This window comes from Selenomonas sp. oral taxon 892 str. F0426 (genome assembly GCF_000468035.1).
In the GTDB taxonomy this organism is placed as follows: Bacteria; Bacillota; Negativicutes; order Selenomonadales; family Selenomonadaceae; genus Centipeda.
Genome location: NZ_KI260537.1, coordinates 343 through 15,861, shown reverse-complemented (window position 1 = coordinate 15,861; position 15,519 = coordinate 343). Strand labels below are relative to the sequence as shown.

Below are 15,519 nucleotides of genomic sequence, written 5' to 3'. Positions count from 1 at the left end.
TAAGTTTTTCGGTAGATAGTAGGAGGATTTTGATCTTCCACCCATGTGAAAATTTTAGAACGGGAGGAGAATCCAATGATTCTGAACCACAAGGTTTGCGTGAACGTCTCGGCTCCGCACGGTTGCAAACAGGAAGTCCTGCAGAGCCGCCACATGAGTCTGCCAAAGAAGCTGCTTTCTTTTTTCTTCGGTGATTTTTGCGACATCATCGTACTGACGCCGGGGGAAACTGTGCGGGGGATCGAGATTAAGGAAGTTGATCATGGAGGTGGATGCTGTGCCAAAAACTGCTGACGCTTTGCCGCCGATGCCTGTCTCCGTACAACCCTTTCTGCATCAGCAGCGTGCGTATCGGTTTACCTTGGGCTTGTTTGATGTCGCGGCATCTGAGGTACACAGTCGGGGGGCGGCGCTCCTGATGGAGATGGGGACAGGGAAGAGTCTCACGGCCATCGCTGTGTCAGGAACAATGTACCGACTCAATCAGGTGCGCCGACTCCTTATCGTATCGCCCTTATCCATCACAGGAGTCTGGGCGGAGGAGTTCGAGAAATTTGCTGCATTCCCCTATACGCTCTCTGTCCTTGAGGGGAGCAGCGACAAAAAAAGGAAAACACTCCGCAGCTTCTGCGGAGAAGGACTGAAAGTTCTGGTTATCAATTATGAGTCGGCGTGGCGTCTCGAAAAGGATCTGGCCGCATGGAAGCCGGATATGGTGATCTGTGATGAAGGCCACAAGATCAAGACACACAACACATCGGTATCCAAGGCCATGCACAAGATGGGAGCAGTGGCAAAGTATCGGATGCTGCTCACAGGCACGCCCGTAACAAACAGGGCGATCGACATTTTCTCGCAGTACAAGTTCCTCAACCCCGGTGTTTTCGGGTCAAGTTTTTACGCATTTCGCTCCAAATATTTCTTCATGACGGGCTACGGGCAACATACCCCCGTTATGAAAGAATCCATGGAGGAAGCATTTACCCGTCGGATGCACAGCATCGCGTTTCGAGCGACGAAAGCTGAGTGTCTCGACCTGCCCGAAACTACGGACATCGTCCGTAAGGTGACATTGGAGCCTACCGCTATGAAGATTTACCAAAATCTCGTGGAGCAAAGTTACGCCGAACTCGTGAGCGGGGAGGAAGTGACCGCACCGAACGTGTTGACCCGGCTTTTACGCTTATCGCAGCTTACGGGCGGTTTTCTCGGAAACGATGCCACGGAAGCGGTGGAAGCGGTCAGTACGGCAAAACTGGCGATGTTGGAAGACATCGTCGACGCTTCGGTGCAGGAGAATCAAAAAATCGTAGTCATTGCACGGTTTGTTCCGGAAATAGATGCCATCCGAAAAATGCTCGACCGAAAGGGCATTCACTTCTCGCTCATTATGGGCGGTGTGAAGGATCGAGACGGACAGGTGCGGCAGTTTCAAAATGACCCGGCGGTGCAAGTGTTCATCGGGCAAATTGCCACGGCGGGGATGGGGCTTACCTTGACGGCGGCAAGCACGATGGTTTTTTACTCGCTCGACTATTCCATGAGCAACTATGAACAATGCCGCGCCCGCATACACCGGGCAGGACAGAAATTTCCCTGCACATACATCCACCTCATCGCCAAGGGGACGGTGGACGGAAAGGTCATGCAGGCGCTCAAAAACAAAGCGAACCTTGCGAGGACTCTGATTGATGACTGGCGCAAGGGGAACAACCCTTTTGAAGAATAGGAGGAAGTCAAGATGGAAGAACAGATTTCCAATGAGATGTTTGCCTTGGCGGAGCGGCTTAAGGAACTTCGTGATGCCAAGAGTGCATCTGAAGAGAAAACGAAGGAGATCAACGCCGCACTCTGCGAGGTGGAACAACAGCTTGTCCAAATGATGGCGGATACCGAAACCCAGAATTTCACCCGCGGCGGCACGATGTTTTTCCTCACCAACAAAACCCGTGCATCGGCGGTGGCGGAATCCAAGACCAAGCTGTATCAGGCATTAAAGCGCAAAGGTTACGGCGATCTGGTTTACGAGACGGTTAACGCCAACAGTCTGTCCGCTTTTGTAAGCGAGCAGATTTCGGAGAACAATGAGGAACTCCCCCGGTGGTTAAACGGTCTTGTCAATGTATATGAGCAGACCAAGGTGAGCGTCCGCAAAGCGGCGCGCAAGTGAGAAAGGACGGATCTATATGGCTAAGAACAATGCACTCGCAGCAGTAAACAGCATCGATGGCTTCCTCGCATTGCAGGATTTCAACCTCTCCGATGTGATGGCGGAGGAATTGAGCGGGCTGTCTGTCTCCTTTGAGCGTATCAAGATTCCCATTGGCGGCGGCACGGTTTTCGAGATTCCGGGGGACGATCCGGATGATATGGACACGCTGAAGGAAGTCAACGCCGTCATTCTTTATCAACATACGTTGAACGCCTACTACGCCACGAAGTACGCAGGCGGCTCTCATCCGCCGGACTGCGGCAGCTTTGACGGGGTAACGGGACGTGGCAATCCCGGCGGGCTTTGCCGAAACTGCCCCTATAACGAATTCGGCTCCGGAGAGAACGGGGCGAAGGCTTGCAAGAACCGCCGCCGACTGTACCTCCTGCGCGAGGGGGATGTGTTCCCTGTGATTCTGTCCCTGCCAACCGGCTCACTGAAAGGCTTTACGCGCTATCTCATGCGCATCCTGCCAAAGTATAAATCCAGCAATGCGGTAGTGACGCGCTTTACGTTGAAGAAGGCCACTTCCGGCACGGGCGTTATCTACTCGCAGGCACAGTTCTCCGTAGTAAGGGCGCTGACGTTTGAAGAACGGACATTGATTGCCGCCATGACCGAGCAGGTAAAGGCCGTGAGCATGAATGTGGGCTACGATGCCGAGGATACCATTCCTCCTCATGTTGATCCCGATACCGGGGAAATCATCGAACCGCTGAGATAAGAAGATACACAGGGGATTCCGCGCACCGAGGGAGACTTTCTCTCTTGGTGCAGTGGAAAATCCACCGTGTGACATTGGAGGAATGTCAAAGTGAAAAAGCAGATATTTGAATATCAATGGGGCATACCACAGGACGGCTGTCATTATATCAGCGAGGGTGATTTGTATCATGCGATATGCAATTCCGACCGGTTCCCTTTTTCCCTGATGAAAAAACCGGAAACATCGGAGGAAAAGGTTATGCAGGAAACGCTGAACGCCGTCGTCGCCGCCATCAAGGCGGTACCCAGGCACAAGCTCCGCTGTCAAATGTTGGTGAATCCGGAGCAAGCCAACAAGCGGTTGGGAGAGGTTTACAAAGGAAAGACGACGGATATTTGTCTTCACCCGTTGGGGATGATGAACTTCATTGACGATATGGCAAGGCGTGTTTCCGTTATTGAGCCGGTCAATACGGCATCATCGCACCCTTGCAAATTGGTGGGGGGTACGTTATGAAAGCAAACTACCAATGCGTGACTACGGTTCAGGGCATTCGTGATTACTTGGGGGATGCGGAGATTATCGCTTTTGACTTTGAAACTGCACCGGACGAACCCCATCGGGCTGAGGAGAAAGCCGCGCTTGATCCTGCAAGGGCGCATATTGTCGGCTGCGCTTTCTCCGCTTCGGAGAGAACGGGCATTTATGTTCCTGTCGCGCACAAAATCGGTGCAAATATTGACCGAACCGCGTTTTTCTTGTTTCTTGCCGATTTCCTTGCCAATCCACACATCACCAAGGTCGCCCACAACATCGCCTTTGAATCCTCGATGGCATACGCGAAGGGCATCGTGATACAGCCGCCCGTCTATGACACAATAGCGGCGGCACAGATGACCTTGAGATCTGCATATGAGTTCCGCAAACTGAATGAAAGCGGGCTGAAACATTTAGCGGGAGAGCTCTTGGGCGAGTCTTTGCCAACCTTCGCCGAGACGACGGGCGGCAGGCACTTTGACGAACTTCCCGCACAGGACAAAGAAACTGTCCGCTATGGTGCAGCCGACGCGGATTTTTCTCTGCGTCTCTATCATACGTTCAACGGCTGGTTTGACCGTTATCTTCCCCGTCATCGGTGGATTGTGGAACACATGGAATCTCCCACGGCTATTTACTTGGGAGTGATGAAGAACAACGGCGTACCCATTGACCAATCTCTGATGCAGAAGCGAAAAGCCGAGTCGGAAATGGAGATGGAGCGGATTCGGCAGGAAATCACGTTTCTCATTGGGGATGTGAACATCGGAGCCAACTGCTCAACCGCCGATTTCAAGAAATATCTCTTCGAGAGTCAAGGACTGCCCGTCCTCAAGGTTACCAACAAATCCCAAGCCGCTCTGGACGATATGGCGATGGTTCTCCTCGGTGAATGGTGCGAGGAACATAAGCCGGAACTCGTGCCGCTCTTCAAGCTGGTGCAGGAATATCGGAGGTGGGGAAAGATACAGTCCACCTACATCGACGGTTACTTGAAATTCCTCAACCCCGTGACCAAAAGGCTGCATCCCGACATTTTCGCTCTTTCCACGGATACGGGCAGAATGAACTGCCGAAAGCCGAACTGCCAGAATATGCCGAGAAAGTCCAATGATCCCATCGGCGTTCGGAACTTTATCAAAGCACCGAGCGGTCACCTGATTTTATCCTTGGATTTTTCACAGATCGAACTGCGTGTCGGCGCGTTCTACTGCCGGGATGAGCGCATGATGGAGACCTACCGCACGGGCGGCGATATTCACGCCGCCACGACCTGCGTCATTTTCGGCGTGACCGATGAGGAAGCCCAAGACAAGCATCGAGCCGACTACAAGGAGCGGCGCACCATCGCCAAAAATGTCAACTTCGGCACGTTTTACGGACTGTTCCCCCGCGGGCTGCAGAATACCCTCAAGTTCAAAGCGGGGGTGGAAAAGACGCTCCCGGAATGCGAGTCCGTCATTGCCAACCTCAAAGCCGGGTATCGCGGACTTTCCACATGGCAGGAAGAGACAAAAGCGCAGGCCGCGCGCAGGCTGTATTCGGAGACATGGCTCGGACGCAGACGTTACCTTCCAGATATCCGCAGCAAGGAATGGGGAAAGAAGTCCTTTGCAGAGCGCTGCGCCCTGAACACTCCCATCCAAGGGACGGCGGCCGATATTTTGAAGCTGGCGATTGTCCGCATCTTAAAGGGATTGCCGGACAGAACCTGGCTGAAGCCGATCCTGCAGATTCATGACGAATTGACCTTCATTATCCCTGCCGGACGGCTCGATGAGGCGGTAGCGTTTATCCGTGCGTGCATGGAAGAACAGCCTTTCCCGGAATTTGACTTGCCTCTTATCGCCGAAGCCTCCGCCGGAGAAAACTTTGGCGCTATGGAGGAACTGGAGGAGTGATTATGTTCAAAAACATTGAGGGCTATCCAGACCCTACGGCAGGGACGGCGATGAGCCGAGTGCTGAAGGAGTATAAACAGAGACAGCGGCGGCGCTTTGCCGCCAAGAATCGCAGGAAGATTTACGTGGTGTCAAAGTACGCCGGAGACGTCGCGACCAACAAAGAGAATGCCGTCCGGTTCTGCCGCTATGTCATAGACCGGGGGAATATGCCCGTGGCGAGCCATCTTCTCTATCCGCAGATTTTGAATGACAGCTCTCCGCATGAGCGGGAAATGGGCTTGATGTTCGGGCTTGCCCTTCTTGCGCTATGTGACGAGGTATGGATCTTTACGGAAAACGGCGAAATTTCCTCCGGCATGAAGAGGGAAATCGAGGAAGCCACGCAACTGGGGATTCCTGTACGGCAGTTGGACTTGGAGGAAATCTGATATGAACGTCACGGCGATGGATGTCCTCGGCTGCCTGTTCAATCCCACTGAAACCGTTTGCTTCCGTGTCTTTGAGGACAGGAAGGACGGCGTGTTCCACGGAGCAAAACTGGAATGTGAGTGCGGGAAATACATGGGCATCGAGGAAACGCTCAAAAAGCACAACGCGCAGAATCGCGGCGTTTTCTTCGTGGTGAACTACGGCGGTCACGACGATGGGGCAATCACCCGCATCAACGCCCAGTTTTTCGAGATGGACGACGGCACTTTCGAGGAGCAGCAAGCAAAGATTGACGCATTCCCTTTGCCGCCGTCGATGGTGATAAAGACCAGAAAATCCCTGCACGTCTACTACTTTATGGACGGTTCGGCACGGGTGGAGCGTTTTCGCACGATCCAGCAACAGCTGGTGAAGCAGTTTGACGGCGATCCGGTCTGTGTCAACGAATCCCGCGTTATGCGCCTTCCGGGTTTCCATCACTGCAAGAAAGAGCCGGTCAGCGTGGAATGTATCAGCTTTCACCCGGAACGGAAATACACACAGGATCAGTTGTCCGATGCATTGCCGGAGATGGATGAGCAGACGGTAGAGAAGAAGTCCGGCAATGACCGGGGACTGGACATTGTCATGCGCTCCTGCGATTTTTTGAAGCACTGCCGGGATGATGCGGCGAACCTTTCCGAGCATGACTGGTATGCCATGATTACGAACCTTGCGCCCTTTGACGGCGGAACGACACGGATTCATGCCCTTTCCGCGCCGTACCCGGGGTACAGCGAGAACGGTACGCAGAAGAAAATCAATCACTTCTTGGAGAGCGGTACAAAGCCGATCACCTGCAAGGTTATCTCCGAGAAGGGATTCAAGTGTCCCAAATTTCTCGCAGGAGTGTGTTCGGTGAAGTCTCCGGCAGCACTATGTTTTCAGCCCCTGAATACGGACGCTTTGATGGCCGTTTTGGCAGAAATTCCCGTAACTGGGGAAACGCTGAAGGATTTGCAGGCGGCAAAGGACTTTGTGACGGACTATCTCTACAATCAGGACGTCGTCGTCGCCGATGTGATGATCAACGCCGAAATTCGCGAGCACTTCAAACTCCGTGCGAACTTCTTGAAATCGCTGAATGTGGCGTACAAAGAAGTCAGCCGTCAATATCAATCCGGCAAGGAAGCAAAACGCGCCCAAGCGGGAAGCACCGTGCCGGACTGGTACGAGCCGACCAAGAGCGGGCTGCGTTTCCTGCCGGGCGTCCTGGCAAAGGAAATGGCGGGAGCGCAGCAAGTGTTCTATGCAGCGGAGCAACATTTCTGCTATCGGGCGGGCGTCTATCATGAAATGCCCGAGATGGAAGCCCAGCGGATGGTGCAGGAAAAGCTCCTGCTCCGTGAGTCGCGGATGCGTCATATCGTTGACGCCGAAAAACAGTGGCGGCTGCTTGTGCAGCGGGATGTGCGGGAACTCAATGCAAATCCCTTTATCATCAACGTGAAAAACGGTCTCTATAACGTGTTGGAGGATACCCTCTCTGTGCATACCCCGGATTATTGCTCCACGGTGCAGCTGAATGTCGCCTATGACAAGGGTGCGGACTGTCCCCGCTTCAAGCAGTTTCTTGCCGCATCGATGGGCGGCGATATGGCGCAGGTGGCACTCTTGCAGGAGATGTTGGGCTACTTTCTCATTCCGGTGAATTCTGCCCAGAAATGTTTTGTCATCGTGGGTGTTGCGAGTGCCGGAAAGTCCGTCCTCCTGCGTGTCCTGAATGACGTCCTCCTCGGCAAGCAGAATGTGTCCAATGTGTCGTGGCAGGCGCTGAACGAGCGGTTCAAAACGGCGGAGCTGTTTGGGAAATTGGCAAACATTTTCGCCGATCTACCCACGAAGAACATCGACGACAACGGCATTTTCAAGGCACTGGTGGGCGAGGACTATCTGACCGTGGAAAAGAAAAACAAGAATCCGTTTTCCTTCCAATCTACGGCGCGGCTGCTGTTTTCCTGCAACAGCATACCCAAGAACTATGGGGACAAGTCCGAGGGATTTTATCGCCGGCTTATCATCGTGCGGTTCAATCATTCTGTGCCAAAGGAAAAGCGCGACCCGGAGCTTTTGGAGAAGTTTCGCGCCGAGGCGGACGGGATTTTTCGTTTTGCCCTCCAAGGTCTGCGGCGGCTTATGGGAAATCACTATGTGTTCTCCGAGACGGAAAAGAACCGGACGGAGCTTCAGCAATACCGGGAAGAATCCGACTCGGTGCTGTCCTTCGTCAAGGAGCACTGTATCGTCCTGTCGGAAGGAGATGGCTGCGTTGGATCTACGGAGCTGTGGAGTGCTTACAAAGGCTACTGCGAGGAGTGCGGTCTTAAACCTTACTCGCAGAAAACTTTTGTGCAGCAGATCATGACCGCCTTTCCCCATTTGGAGCGGAAGATTGACCGTATTGCCAAGCGACGTGTTCTCGTCGGCATCAAACTCGGGGAAATCCTTGCGTGACAAGGTTTCGGAAGGATTTTTATGAACGGAAAAGGAACGGTTCGGAACACGTGGAACACGAAAAGCCCTATTTCTATATATATTATAAAAAATACCACCCATTTATTTTTTATAGAAAATGTATATAGTAATCGCTTTTCTCGTGTTCTATGCGTTCCAACCCTTGAAAATAAAGGAAAGTGGTGGAACACATGAAAGAATCGTCAATCGTGAAATCCATTCTGACGTACTTGAAATCCCGCCCGGACTGCTTCTGCTGGAAGGCTCATGGAGGGCTGTACGGAACGGCGGGAATCCCGGACATTATCGCCTGTATTGGCGGTAAATTTTACGGATTTGAGGTCAAGACCGAGCGCGGCAAGCCTACGGCACTGCAAGAAGTGACCATACGAAAGATCAATGCGGTCGGCGGTATAGCCGCAGTGGTTCGTTCTGTGGCTGATGTCAAGGCTGTGTTGGAAGAGGGGAGATGATCCTGTGGATGCATACGAAGTTCTGGCAAACGCTATCATAACGCAGGCCGCCGACGACTATCGGAAAGCCGCAAAGTTCCTCAAAAAGAACCCTCGCACAAAGGAACTGGAGGATCGTGTTGCGGCGCGGCTTGCTAAAAAGAAAAAACTGCGCGAGGAGCATAAGAAAGGGCGTCTCCCCGTCGGGAAAGAGAAAAAGAGTAGGGAAGAGCGTCTGTTGGATTCCATTCGGGAGAGCGAGCAGATGGTTGCAGAGACGGAGCGGTTCTTCCACTCCAAGTGGTTTACGCAACTGACATCGATTGACGGACATCGGCTTTTTGAGCAGATCAAGAAAGATTTGGAGGATGATTGAGATGGCTGTAAAAGAATATTTGGGGCGGGCGTTACAACTGGATCAGCTGATTCACTCCAAGATGGAGGAAGTGAATCAATTCCGCAGACTTGCCGAGAGCATCAGCGCCGGCTGCTTGGAGGAGCACGTCAGCCGCAGCGCACCGGAGGAGGCCACCTATACCAAGTGGGTAGAGCGCATCGTGGAGAAGGAAACGGAACTGGATGCAGACATCGACCGATTGGTAAGCGTGAAGATGGAAATCAGCGGTTTTATCGGCAGAGTCCGCAATCCACAATGGCAGTGCCTTCTGCGTAGTCGTTACGTAATGGGAAAATCATGGGCGCAAATCGCCGAGGAGATGGATTGCAGTCTGCGCTCCGTCCATCGTCTTCACAAAAAAATCATAAAAAATCTCGAAAATTGACACACCGTGTCACTCGAATGGTATCTGTTGGCACTACTTGTCACATTGCGTGTCACACGCTTGACATGGTAATCTATATCATAGAAAAGTGTAAGCGACAGCCTCCAATGGGAGCAATCCCTGCGGAGGTTTTTTCATGCCGAGATGGAGGTGAAGCGATGCCGAGAAAGCCGAAGCGCCCCTGCCGTATGACAGGCTGTCCGAACCTCACAGACAGAAAAAGCTGCTACTGCGAGATGCACGAGAAAGTCACGCAGCGGCATTACGAGCATTTTTCCCGTGGCTACGATCAGCACGAGAGGTATGGCAGCGTATGGCGCAGGATTCGTGACAGATACTTGGCGGGGCATCCGCTGTGTGAGTGTTGCAAGGAGCGGGGCAGATACGTCCTTGCGACGCTTGTGCATCATATTCGACCTCTCGCCGACGGCGGTACGCATGATACGGAGAATCTGATGTCGCTCTGCGTATCTTGTCATGAGCGGATTCATCAGCGCGGCAGAGGCGACCAATAGACCCCCAGGGGGCGGTCAAGTCTCTAAAACCGCGCCGCTACTGGACCGGGGAGGGGGCGTACGCACAAAAACATCGGTTCAAACGGGGTATTAAGGGAAGGGGGCGGGAAGATGGCGCGTGACGGAACAAATCGCGGAGGACGGCGCATCCGGGCGGGAGACAAACCCGAGCCACTGGCAGATAAAATCGCGGGTGGGCGCACGGCGCACATCATGGAGTTCCCCATGACGGAACTGGACGGCACAGACCTTGTGGACGCCGCCGAGCTCTATGGTGAGGAGATGCCAACGCCGAGCGAGTTCCTGTCTGCGCGACAGCGGAATGGAAAGCCGCTCGGTGCAGACGAGATTTTCCGCGAGACGTGGCTTTGGCTCAAGGAGCGTGGCTGTGAGCGTCTCGTGAATCCACGGCTCATTGAAAGCTACGCGCAGGCATTTGCCCGCTTCATCCAGTGCGAGGAGGCAATGAGTCAATACGGGCTCATCGGCAAGCATCCGACCACCGGAGGGGCAATAGCAAGCCCCTTTGTCCAGATGGGGCAGGCATTCCAGAAACAGTCCAATTTGCTCTGGTATGAGATATTCGACATCGTAAAGCAGAACTGCACCACCACGTTCAGTGGATCGCCGCAGGAGGATCGGATGGAACGGCTGCTGCGTTCGAGGAAGTAGGGAGGAATTTGGGTGAACAAAACAACATCGGAGATGAAACTCGTTCCGATCAGTAAACTCGTGCCATATGCCAACAACGCACGGACGCATTCGCCCGAGCAGATCAACAAGCTGCGCGGCAGTCTGCGGGAGTTCGGATTCGTCAGTCCCGTCATTATCGACAAGGACTATGGCATTCTCGCAGGACACGGGCGCGTTATGGCTGCACGGGCGGAGGGCATGGAGAATGTGCCGTGCGTATTCGTCGACCATCTGACCGAGGCGCAGAAGAAGGCATACATCCTCGCGGATAACCGTTTCGCACTCGATGCGGGCTGGGACGAGGAAATGCTGCGCGTTGAGATGGAAGCCTTGCAGGGGATGGACTTTGACATCTCGCTCACGGGCTTTGACGAATCCGAGATTGCCGATCTGCTCTCACTGGATGATGGTGAAGCGCAGGAAGATGACTTTGATGTGGAAGCAGAGCTTCAGAGACCTTGCGTCTCTCGTTCTGGTGATGTCTGGCATCTCGGCAAGCACCGTATCATCTGCGGAGATTCCACACTGCCGGAGACATACGAGCGGCTGCTCGGCAGTGAGAAGGTCAACCTCGTATGCACGGATCCCCCATACATGATCCAGCTTGAAAGCACATCGGGGAAAATAAAGAACGACGATCTGAATGACAAGGACGCCTACGACTTCCTCAAATCTGCCTTTACCGCCTTCTACTCGGCAATGGCGACGGACGCTTCCATCTATGTATTTTACGCAACAGCAAAAGCCCGCATCTTTCATGACGCTTATGAGGATGCGGGTTTTAAAGTTGGCGCGGGCTTGGTTTGGAAGAAAGACCGCCTCGTGCTCACACGGACGGATTGGAAGTACATTCACGAGCCGATCATCTGGGGATGGAGGAAGGATGGACGGCACAGATGGTACGGCGACCAGAAGCAGACCACCGTCTTTGCATTTGACCGTATCAAGGACTCGAAGAAGGACGGCTGCGGACATCCGTCCTCGAAGCCCGTGCCGCTTCTGGCGTATCTCATCAAGCAGTGTACGCAGACGAACGGTATCGTTCTTGACGGATTCCTTGGATCGGCTTCGACACTCATCGCCTGTGACCAGTTGGGGCGTATCTGCTACGGTGTAGAACTTGAGCCGAAGTTCGTGGATGTCGCTGTCGAACGGTACATTCAGAGCAAAGACGGGAATGCCGAAGATGTGTTTTTGGAACGTGACGGTGAGCGCATTTCGTATGCGGATGTGCCGAAACCAAAGGAGGAATCGTGATGCGTGTGTTTTTGAATCCGGGTCATGCGCCGGACGGTAATCCCGACCCCGGCGCGTGTGGCTTTGGACTGCGGGAATGCGATGTGGCAAAGAACGTCGCTGACCTTGTGGCGGGTTATCTCGCTGCCGCAGGTGTTGAGGTGGTCGGAAATTTGCAATCCGACAGCCTACACGAAGTGGTCTCGGCTTCCAACTGCAGCGGTGCGGACGTATTCATCTCCATCCACTGTAATGCTTGTAATGGAGTGGCGCAGGGGACTGAGACGTGGCACTTCTACGGAAGCGGGGCAGGAAAGACACTGGCAAGCTGCATTCAGAACCAGATTGTCACATCACTCGGAACTACGGATCGCGGCACAAAGGGAGCGAAGCCCGGTGTTAACGGTCTGTATGTTCTGAGCAACACTGATGCCGTCGCTGTGCTTGTGGAGCTTGCGTTTATCGATCATGCGGGCGATGCAGAGCTTCTTGGGACGCAGCAGGATGAATTTGCCCGCGCCATTGCGCGTGGGGTAACGGACTATGAAGGAGCGTGTTGAAGATGAAACTGGAACACATTCAAAACGAACTGAAGAACCATGTGGGAGATTTCGTGCGGACGGAGGCAAAGGAAGCAACTGTTCTCTGGCTGCATGAAAAGGGGCTTCCCGCCGCCCGTGAAGTATCGGCGGCGTACACGGCGGCACTGAAGGAGAGCGCGGAGAAGGAGACAGGATGGTGCAGATTCCGTGACCGCATCTTCCTGCCGTTCGTCATCGAGGGAGCGATCTGGATGACGGGCAAGATGCTTGAACGTATGACTGCTCCCCATGCACTCAAATGATGACGCTCGGTAGTCTCTTTGACGGGAGTGGGGGCTTTACACTTGGGGCGGTTCTCGCGGGGATTACGCCGAAATGGGCGTCGGAAGTTGAGCCGTTCCCGATTCGCGTCACCACGAAGCGGCTTCCCTCCGTCAAACATCTGGGGGACATTCACCAGATTCGCGGGGATGAGATCGAGCCTGTGGACATTATCACGTTCGGCTCGCCTTGCACGAATCTCAGCATAGCGGGACGCAGGGACGGGCTTTACGGTGCGGAATCCGTACTGTTCTTCGAGGCAATCCGTATCGTTCGGGAAATGAGGAGGGGGACGGATGGGAAATATCCGAGATTCATCGTGTGGGAAAACGTCGCGGGAGCATTCTCGAGTTCCGGGGGGCGGGACTTCCAATCCGTCCTTACGGAGATTGTCCGCCTCAAAGAGCCGAAAGCACCCGAGGTGCCTTTGCCTGAAAAAGGCGGGTGGGCATATGCAGACATTCTTCTGGGAGACGGATGGAGCGTTGCTTACCGGCTCATGGACGCACAGGGCTGGGTAGTTCCACAGCGTCGGCGCAGAATCTACCTTGTCGCAGATTTTGGAGGATCAAGTGCCGGAGAGATACTATTTGACACCGAAAGCGTGCGTCGGGATCTTGCGCCGTGCTTCGCTGCGTGGCAAGGCACTGCCCGAGAGTCTGCGGATGGCACTCATGCGTCAGGCGAGAGGGTAAGTGCGGGTTTTTGTACCGAGCATTCTGCACAGAGCCGCAGCATCGGCTATGCGGAGGAGAAATCGCCGACGCTTCGTGCGGGAAAAGTACCCGCCGTATTCGAGTCACATGGAGCAGACGCACGGTATAGCGGTCCCCTTCCTGTTGCGCCGACGGTCTCTCGTCATTATGGCACGGGCGGGAATAATCAGCCGCTTGTATTGAAGGACGTACAGGCATACGGCATCTCCTCGTTCCAGTCCAATGCCATGAAATCCGACAATCCGCACTCCGGGATATATGAAACCGAGAGGGCGCGGACGATTGACCGGAGTGGAGGGAATCCTGCGTGCTGTCAGGGTGGTGTTGCCGTTGTCTCCATCCAAGGTTCGATGATCGGACGGCAGGAGAAGAACGGTCCGCAGGGAAGCGGCATCGCAGAGAATGTGTGCTTTACGCTCAATACCGCTGACCGTCATGCGGTATATGCCATGACCACAGGCTGCCACTCTCATTTTGCAAAGGAGAAATGCCCGACGCTCATGGCACGGGATTATAAAGACCCGATGGTCGTCAATCAACCCGTCTATGCCGTACGTCGGCTGACAGCGACCGAGTGCGGACGCTTGCAGGGGTTTCCCGACGGATGGTGCGCTGGGCTGGAAACCGACAATCCCACGGAGGAAGAGATGGCGTTCTGGCGCACGGTCTTTGAGACGCATCGAAAAATCATGGATGGGAAGAAACCCAAGACAGATACGCAGATTCGGAGATGGCTGAGGAATCCGCACTCGGATGCAGCGGAGTACAAGATGTGGGGCAACGGTGTCGCACTTCCCTGTGTGTTTTATGTCCTTACAGGCATTGCACATTTCGGGCATTCGGTGTATACAACAGAATCCGCTTGCTAATTCTTCCCACGTGAGTGATGAATGTAATGACCAAAGTTCATAAAGGAGGAAACCACCATGAAGGTCAATTACAACATCCAAAAGGAAGAGCGCAAGGCGATGGTCGGGATCATCAGTAAGGTGCTCAATACGAAGCCTGCCTACTGCGGCGCACCGACATTTTCCTACAAGATCGGAGCATTCGAGATCACGAAGGACGGTAGCCTTTGCTTCGACGATGTCACCGACGAAGCGACCGTTGCGCGTGTGCGCACGGCACTGCGCGAAGCGGGGTTCACGTCCGAGGACGGGGAGGACAAGGTTTCCTGCGCGGACACGGTGGCAGACGCGCCGAGCCGGACGGAAGCGGCGACGAGCGAGACTCCCTGCGAGGACACGGCGCAGAATGATTCCACCCCGATGGAGACAGCAATGGATACGCCAACCTTTACGGAAACAGCAGAAGCCGACGTGGACAGCCTTTCCATCAGTCTCCCACGCAGCCTTTTCACGGAGACGGCACTGCAGAATCTGGACGCACTCCTTCTGAGCAAGGGGCGGCTCATCCGACACGCCTTCGACATCCGCGAGGCGACCTACACACTGACCGATGATCGCATCACCTTCGCATGGCTGCACGGCACGATCACCGACGAGACGGCAAAGGCATACGCCGAATTCATCAGCAAGCTCTGCCTGATGGCGCGGACGCAGAAGCGCGTCACGGCAAAGGAGAAGATTGTGGACAACGAGAAATACGCTTTCCGCTGCTTCCTCCTGCGTCTTGGCATGATCGGCAATGCCTACAAAGAGTCGCGCAAGATTCTCCTGCAGAACCTCACGGGCAGCAGCGCGTTTAAGAGCGGACATCGGAAAGGAGATGAGCGTCATGCATTTTCCGAGTAGAGAGCAGATCGCCGCACTTCGAGAGCGATACCCGCGCGGGACTCGGGTGGAACTCCTCTGCATGGACGATCCCCAAGCCCCACCGACAGGAACGATGGGCGAGGTCATCGGCGTTGATGATGCGGGACAGCTTCTTGTTCAGTGGGAGACAGGATCCTCGCTCAGTCTGATCCCCGGCGTGGACTCCTTCCGCATCGTGCAGAAAGGCGGTCAGTCATGAACGAGAA

General features: G+C 54.3%; 19 protein-coding genes. All 19 read left to right on the top strand.

From position 1 onward, the window contains the following. Positions 1-75: 75 nt before the first annotated feature. On the top strand, positions 76-294 hold the full coding sequence (locus HMPREF1992_RS11165) for a hypothetical protein (RefSeq protein WP_021684802.1): 219 nt from the start codon (positions 76-78) through the stop codon (positions 292-294). Continuing rightward, complete coding sequence (locus tag HMPREF1992_RS05095) at positions 263-1,729, top strand: DEAD/DEAH box helicase (RefSeq protein WP_021684801.1); 1,467 nt, start codon at positions 263-265, stop codon at positions 1,727-1,729. Before HMPREF1992_RS11165 ends, HMPREF1992_RS05095 begins: the two co-directional genes overlap by 32 nt. A gap of 12 nt (positions 1,730-1,741) precedes the next feature. Then, on the top strand, positions 1,742-2,170 hold the full coding sequence (locus HMPREF1992_RS05090) for a hypothetical protein (protein WP_021684800.1): 429 nt from the start codon (positions 1,742-1,744) through the stop codon (positions 2,168-2,170). 16 nt (positions 2,171-2,186) lie between these two features. Then, the gene (locus HMPREF1992_RS05085; protein WP_021684799.1) at positions 2,187-2,936 is read left to right on the top strand and encodes a hypothetical protein; all 750 of its coding nucleotides are present in this window, start codon (positions 2,187-2,189) and stop codon (positions 2,934-2,936) included. A 90-nt stretch (positions 2,937-3,026) separates the two neighbouring features. Continuing rightward, positions 3,027-3,434, top strand: coding sequence for a hypothetical protein (locus HMPREF1992_RS05080; protein WP_021684798.1), 408 nt, complete (start codon positions 3,027-3,029; stop codon positions 3,432-3,434). Between the two features lie 17 nt (positions 3,435-3,451). Continuing rightward, a complete protein-coding gene (locus HMPREF1992_RS05075) occupies positions 3,452-5,356 on the top strand; it encodes a bifunctional 3'-5' exonuclease/DNA polymerase (RefSeq protein ID WP_231366958.1) in 1,905 nt (634 codons plus the stop codon). Between the two features lie 2 nt (positions 5,357-5,358). Further along, a complete protein-coding gene (locus HMPREF1992_RS05070; RefSeq protein ID WP_037358685.1) occupies positions 5,359-5,787 on the top strand; it encodes a DUF4406 domain-containing protein in 429 nt (142 codons plus the stop codon). 1 nt (position 5,788) lies between these two features. Continuing rightward, positions 5,789-8,281 carry a phage/plasmid primase, P4 family gene (locus tag HMPREF1992_RS05065; protein ID WP_021684795.1) on the top strand — a complete coding sequence of 831 codons (2,493 nt, stop codon included), beginning with the start codon at positions 5,789-5,791 and terminating at the stop codon, positions 8,279-8,281. Positions 8,282-8,472: 191 nt separating this feature from the next. After that, the gene (locus HMPREF1992_RS05060) at positions 8,473-8,754 is read left to right on the top strand and encodes a VRR-NUC domain-containing protein (RefSeq protein WP_021684794.1); all 282 of its coding nucleotides are present in this window, start codon (positions 8,473-8,475) and stop codon (positions 8,752-8,754) included. A 4-nt stretch (positions 8,755-8,758) separates the two neighbouring features. Continuing rightward, positions 8,759-9,109, top strand: a complete 351-nt coding sequence (locus HMPREF1992_RS05055; protein WP_021684793.1) for a hypothetical protein — start codon at positions 8,759-8,761, stop codon at positions 9,107-9,109. Between the two features lies 1 nt (position 9,110). Next, the gene (locus HMPREF1992_RS05050; RefSeq protein ID WP_037358680.1) at positions 9,111-9,515 is read left to right on the top strand and encodes a DUF1492 domain-containing protein; all 405 of its coding nucleotides are present in this window, start codon (positions 9,111-9,113) and stop codon (positions 9,513-9,515) included. A gap of 158 nt (positions 9,516-9,673) precedes the next feature. After that, entirely contained in the window at positions 9,674-10,030 is a 357-nt protein-coding gene (locus HMPREF1992_RS11160; RefSeq protein ID WP_037358677.1) for an HNH endonuclease, read from the top strand. Positions 10,031-10,141: 111 nt separating this feature from the next. Next, positions 10,142-10,702 carry a P27 family phage terminase small subunit gene (locus tag HMPREF1992_RS05040; RefSeq protein ID WP_021684790.1) on the top strand — a complete coding sequence of 187 codons (561 nt, stop codon included), beginning with the start codon at positions 10,142-10,144 and terminating at the stop codon, positions 10,700-10,702. A gap of 12 nt (positions 10,703-10,714) precedes the next feature. Next, on the top strand, positions 10,715-11,980 hold the full coding sequence (locus HMPREF1992_RS05035) for a site-specific DNA-methyltransferase (protein ID WP_037358674.1): 1,266 nt from the start codon (positions 10,715-10,717) through the stop codon (positions 11,978-11,980). Then, entirely contained in the window at positions 11,980-12,519 is a 540-nt protein-coding gene (locus HMPREF1992_RS05030) for an N-acetylmuramoyl-L-alanine amidase (RefSeq protein ID WP_021684788.1), read from the top strand. The genes HMPREF1992_RS05035 and HMPREF1992_RS05030 overlap by 1 nt, the downstream gene beginning before the upstream one ends. Before the next feature lie 2 nt (positions 12,520-12,521). Next, entirely contained in the window at positions 12,522-12,803 is a 282-nt protein-coding gene (locus HMPREF1992_RS05025; protein ID WP_037358671.1) for a hypothetical protein, read from the top strand. Then, positions 12,800-14,407 (top strand): DNA cytosine methyltransferase, encoded by a 1,608-nt coding sequence (locus tag HMPREF1992_RS05020; protein ID WP_021684786.1) that lies wholly within the window; start codon positions 12,800-12,802, stop codon positions 14,405-14,407. Before HMPREF1992_RS05025 ends, HMPREF1992_RS05020 begins: the two co-directional genes overlap by 4 nt. A 57-nt stretch (positions 14,408-14,464) precedes the next feature. Further along, positions 14,465-15,292: a hypothetical protein gene (locus tag HMPREF1992_RS05015; RefSeq protein WP_021684785.1), complete on the top strand. Its 828-nt coding sequence runs from the start codon at positions 14,465-14,467 to the stop codon at positions 15,290-15,292. Beyond that, a complete protein-coding gene (locus tag HMPREF1992_RS05010; RefSeq protein ID WP_021684784.1) occupies positions 15,276-15,512 on the top strand; it encodes a DUF4314 domain-containing protein in 237 nt (78 codons plus the stop codon). Before HMPREF1992_RS05015 ends, HMPREF1992_RS05010 begins: the two co-directional genes overlap by 17 nt. Positions 15,513-15,519: the final 7 nt, after the last annotated feature.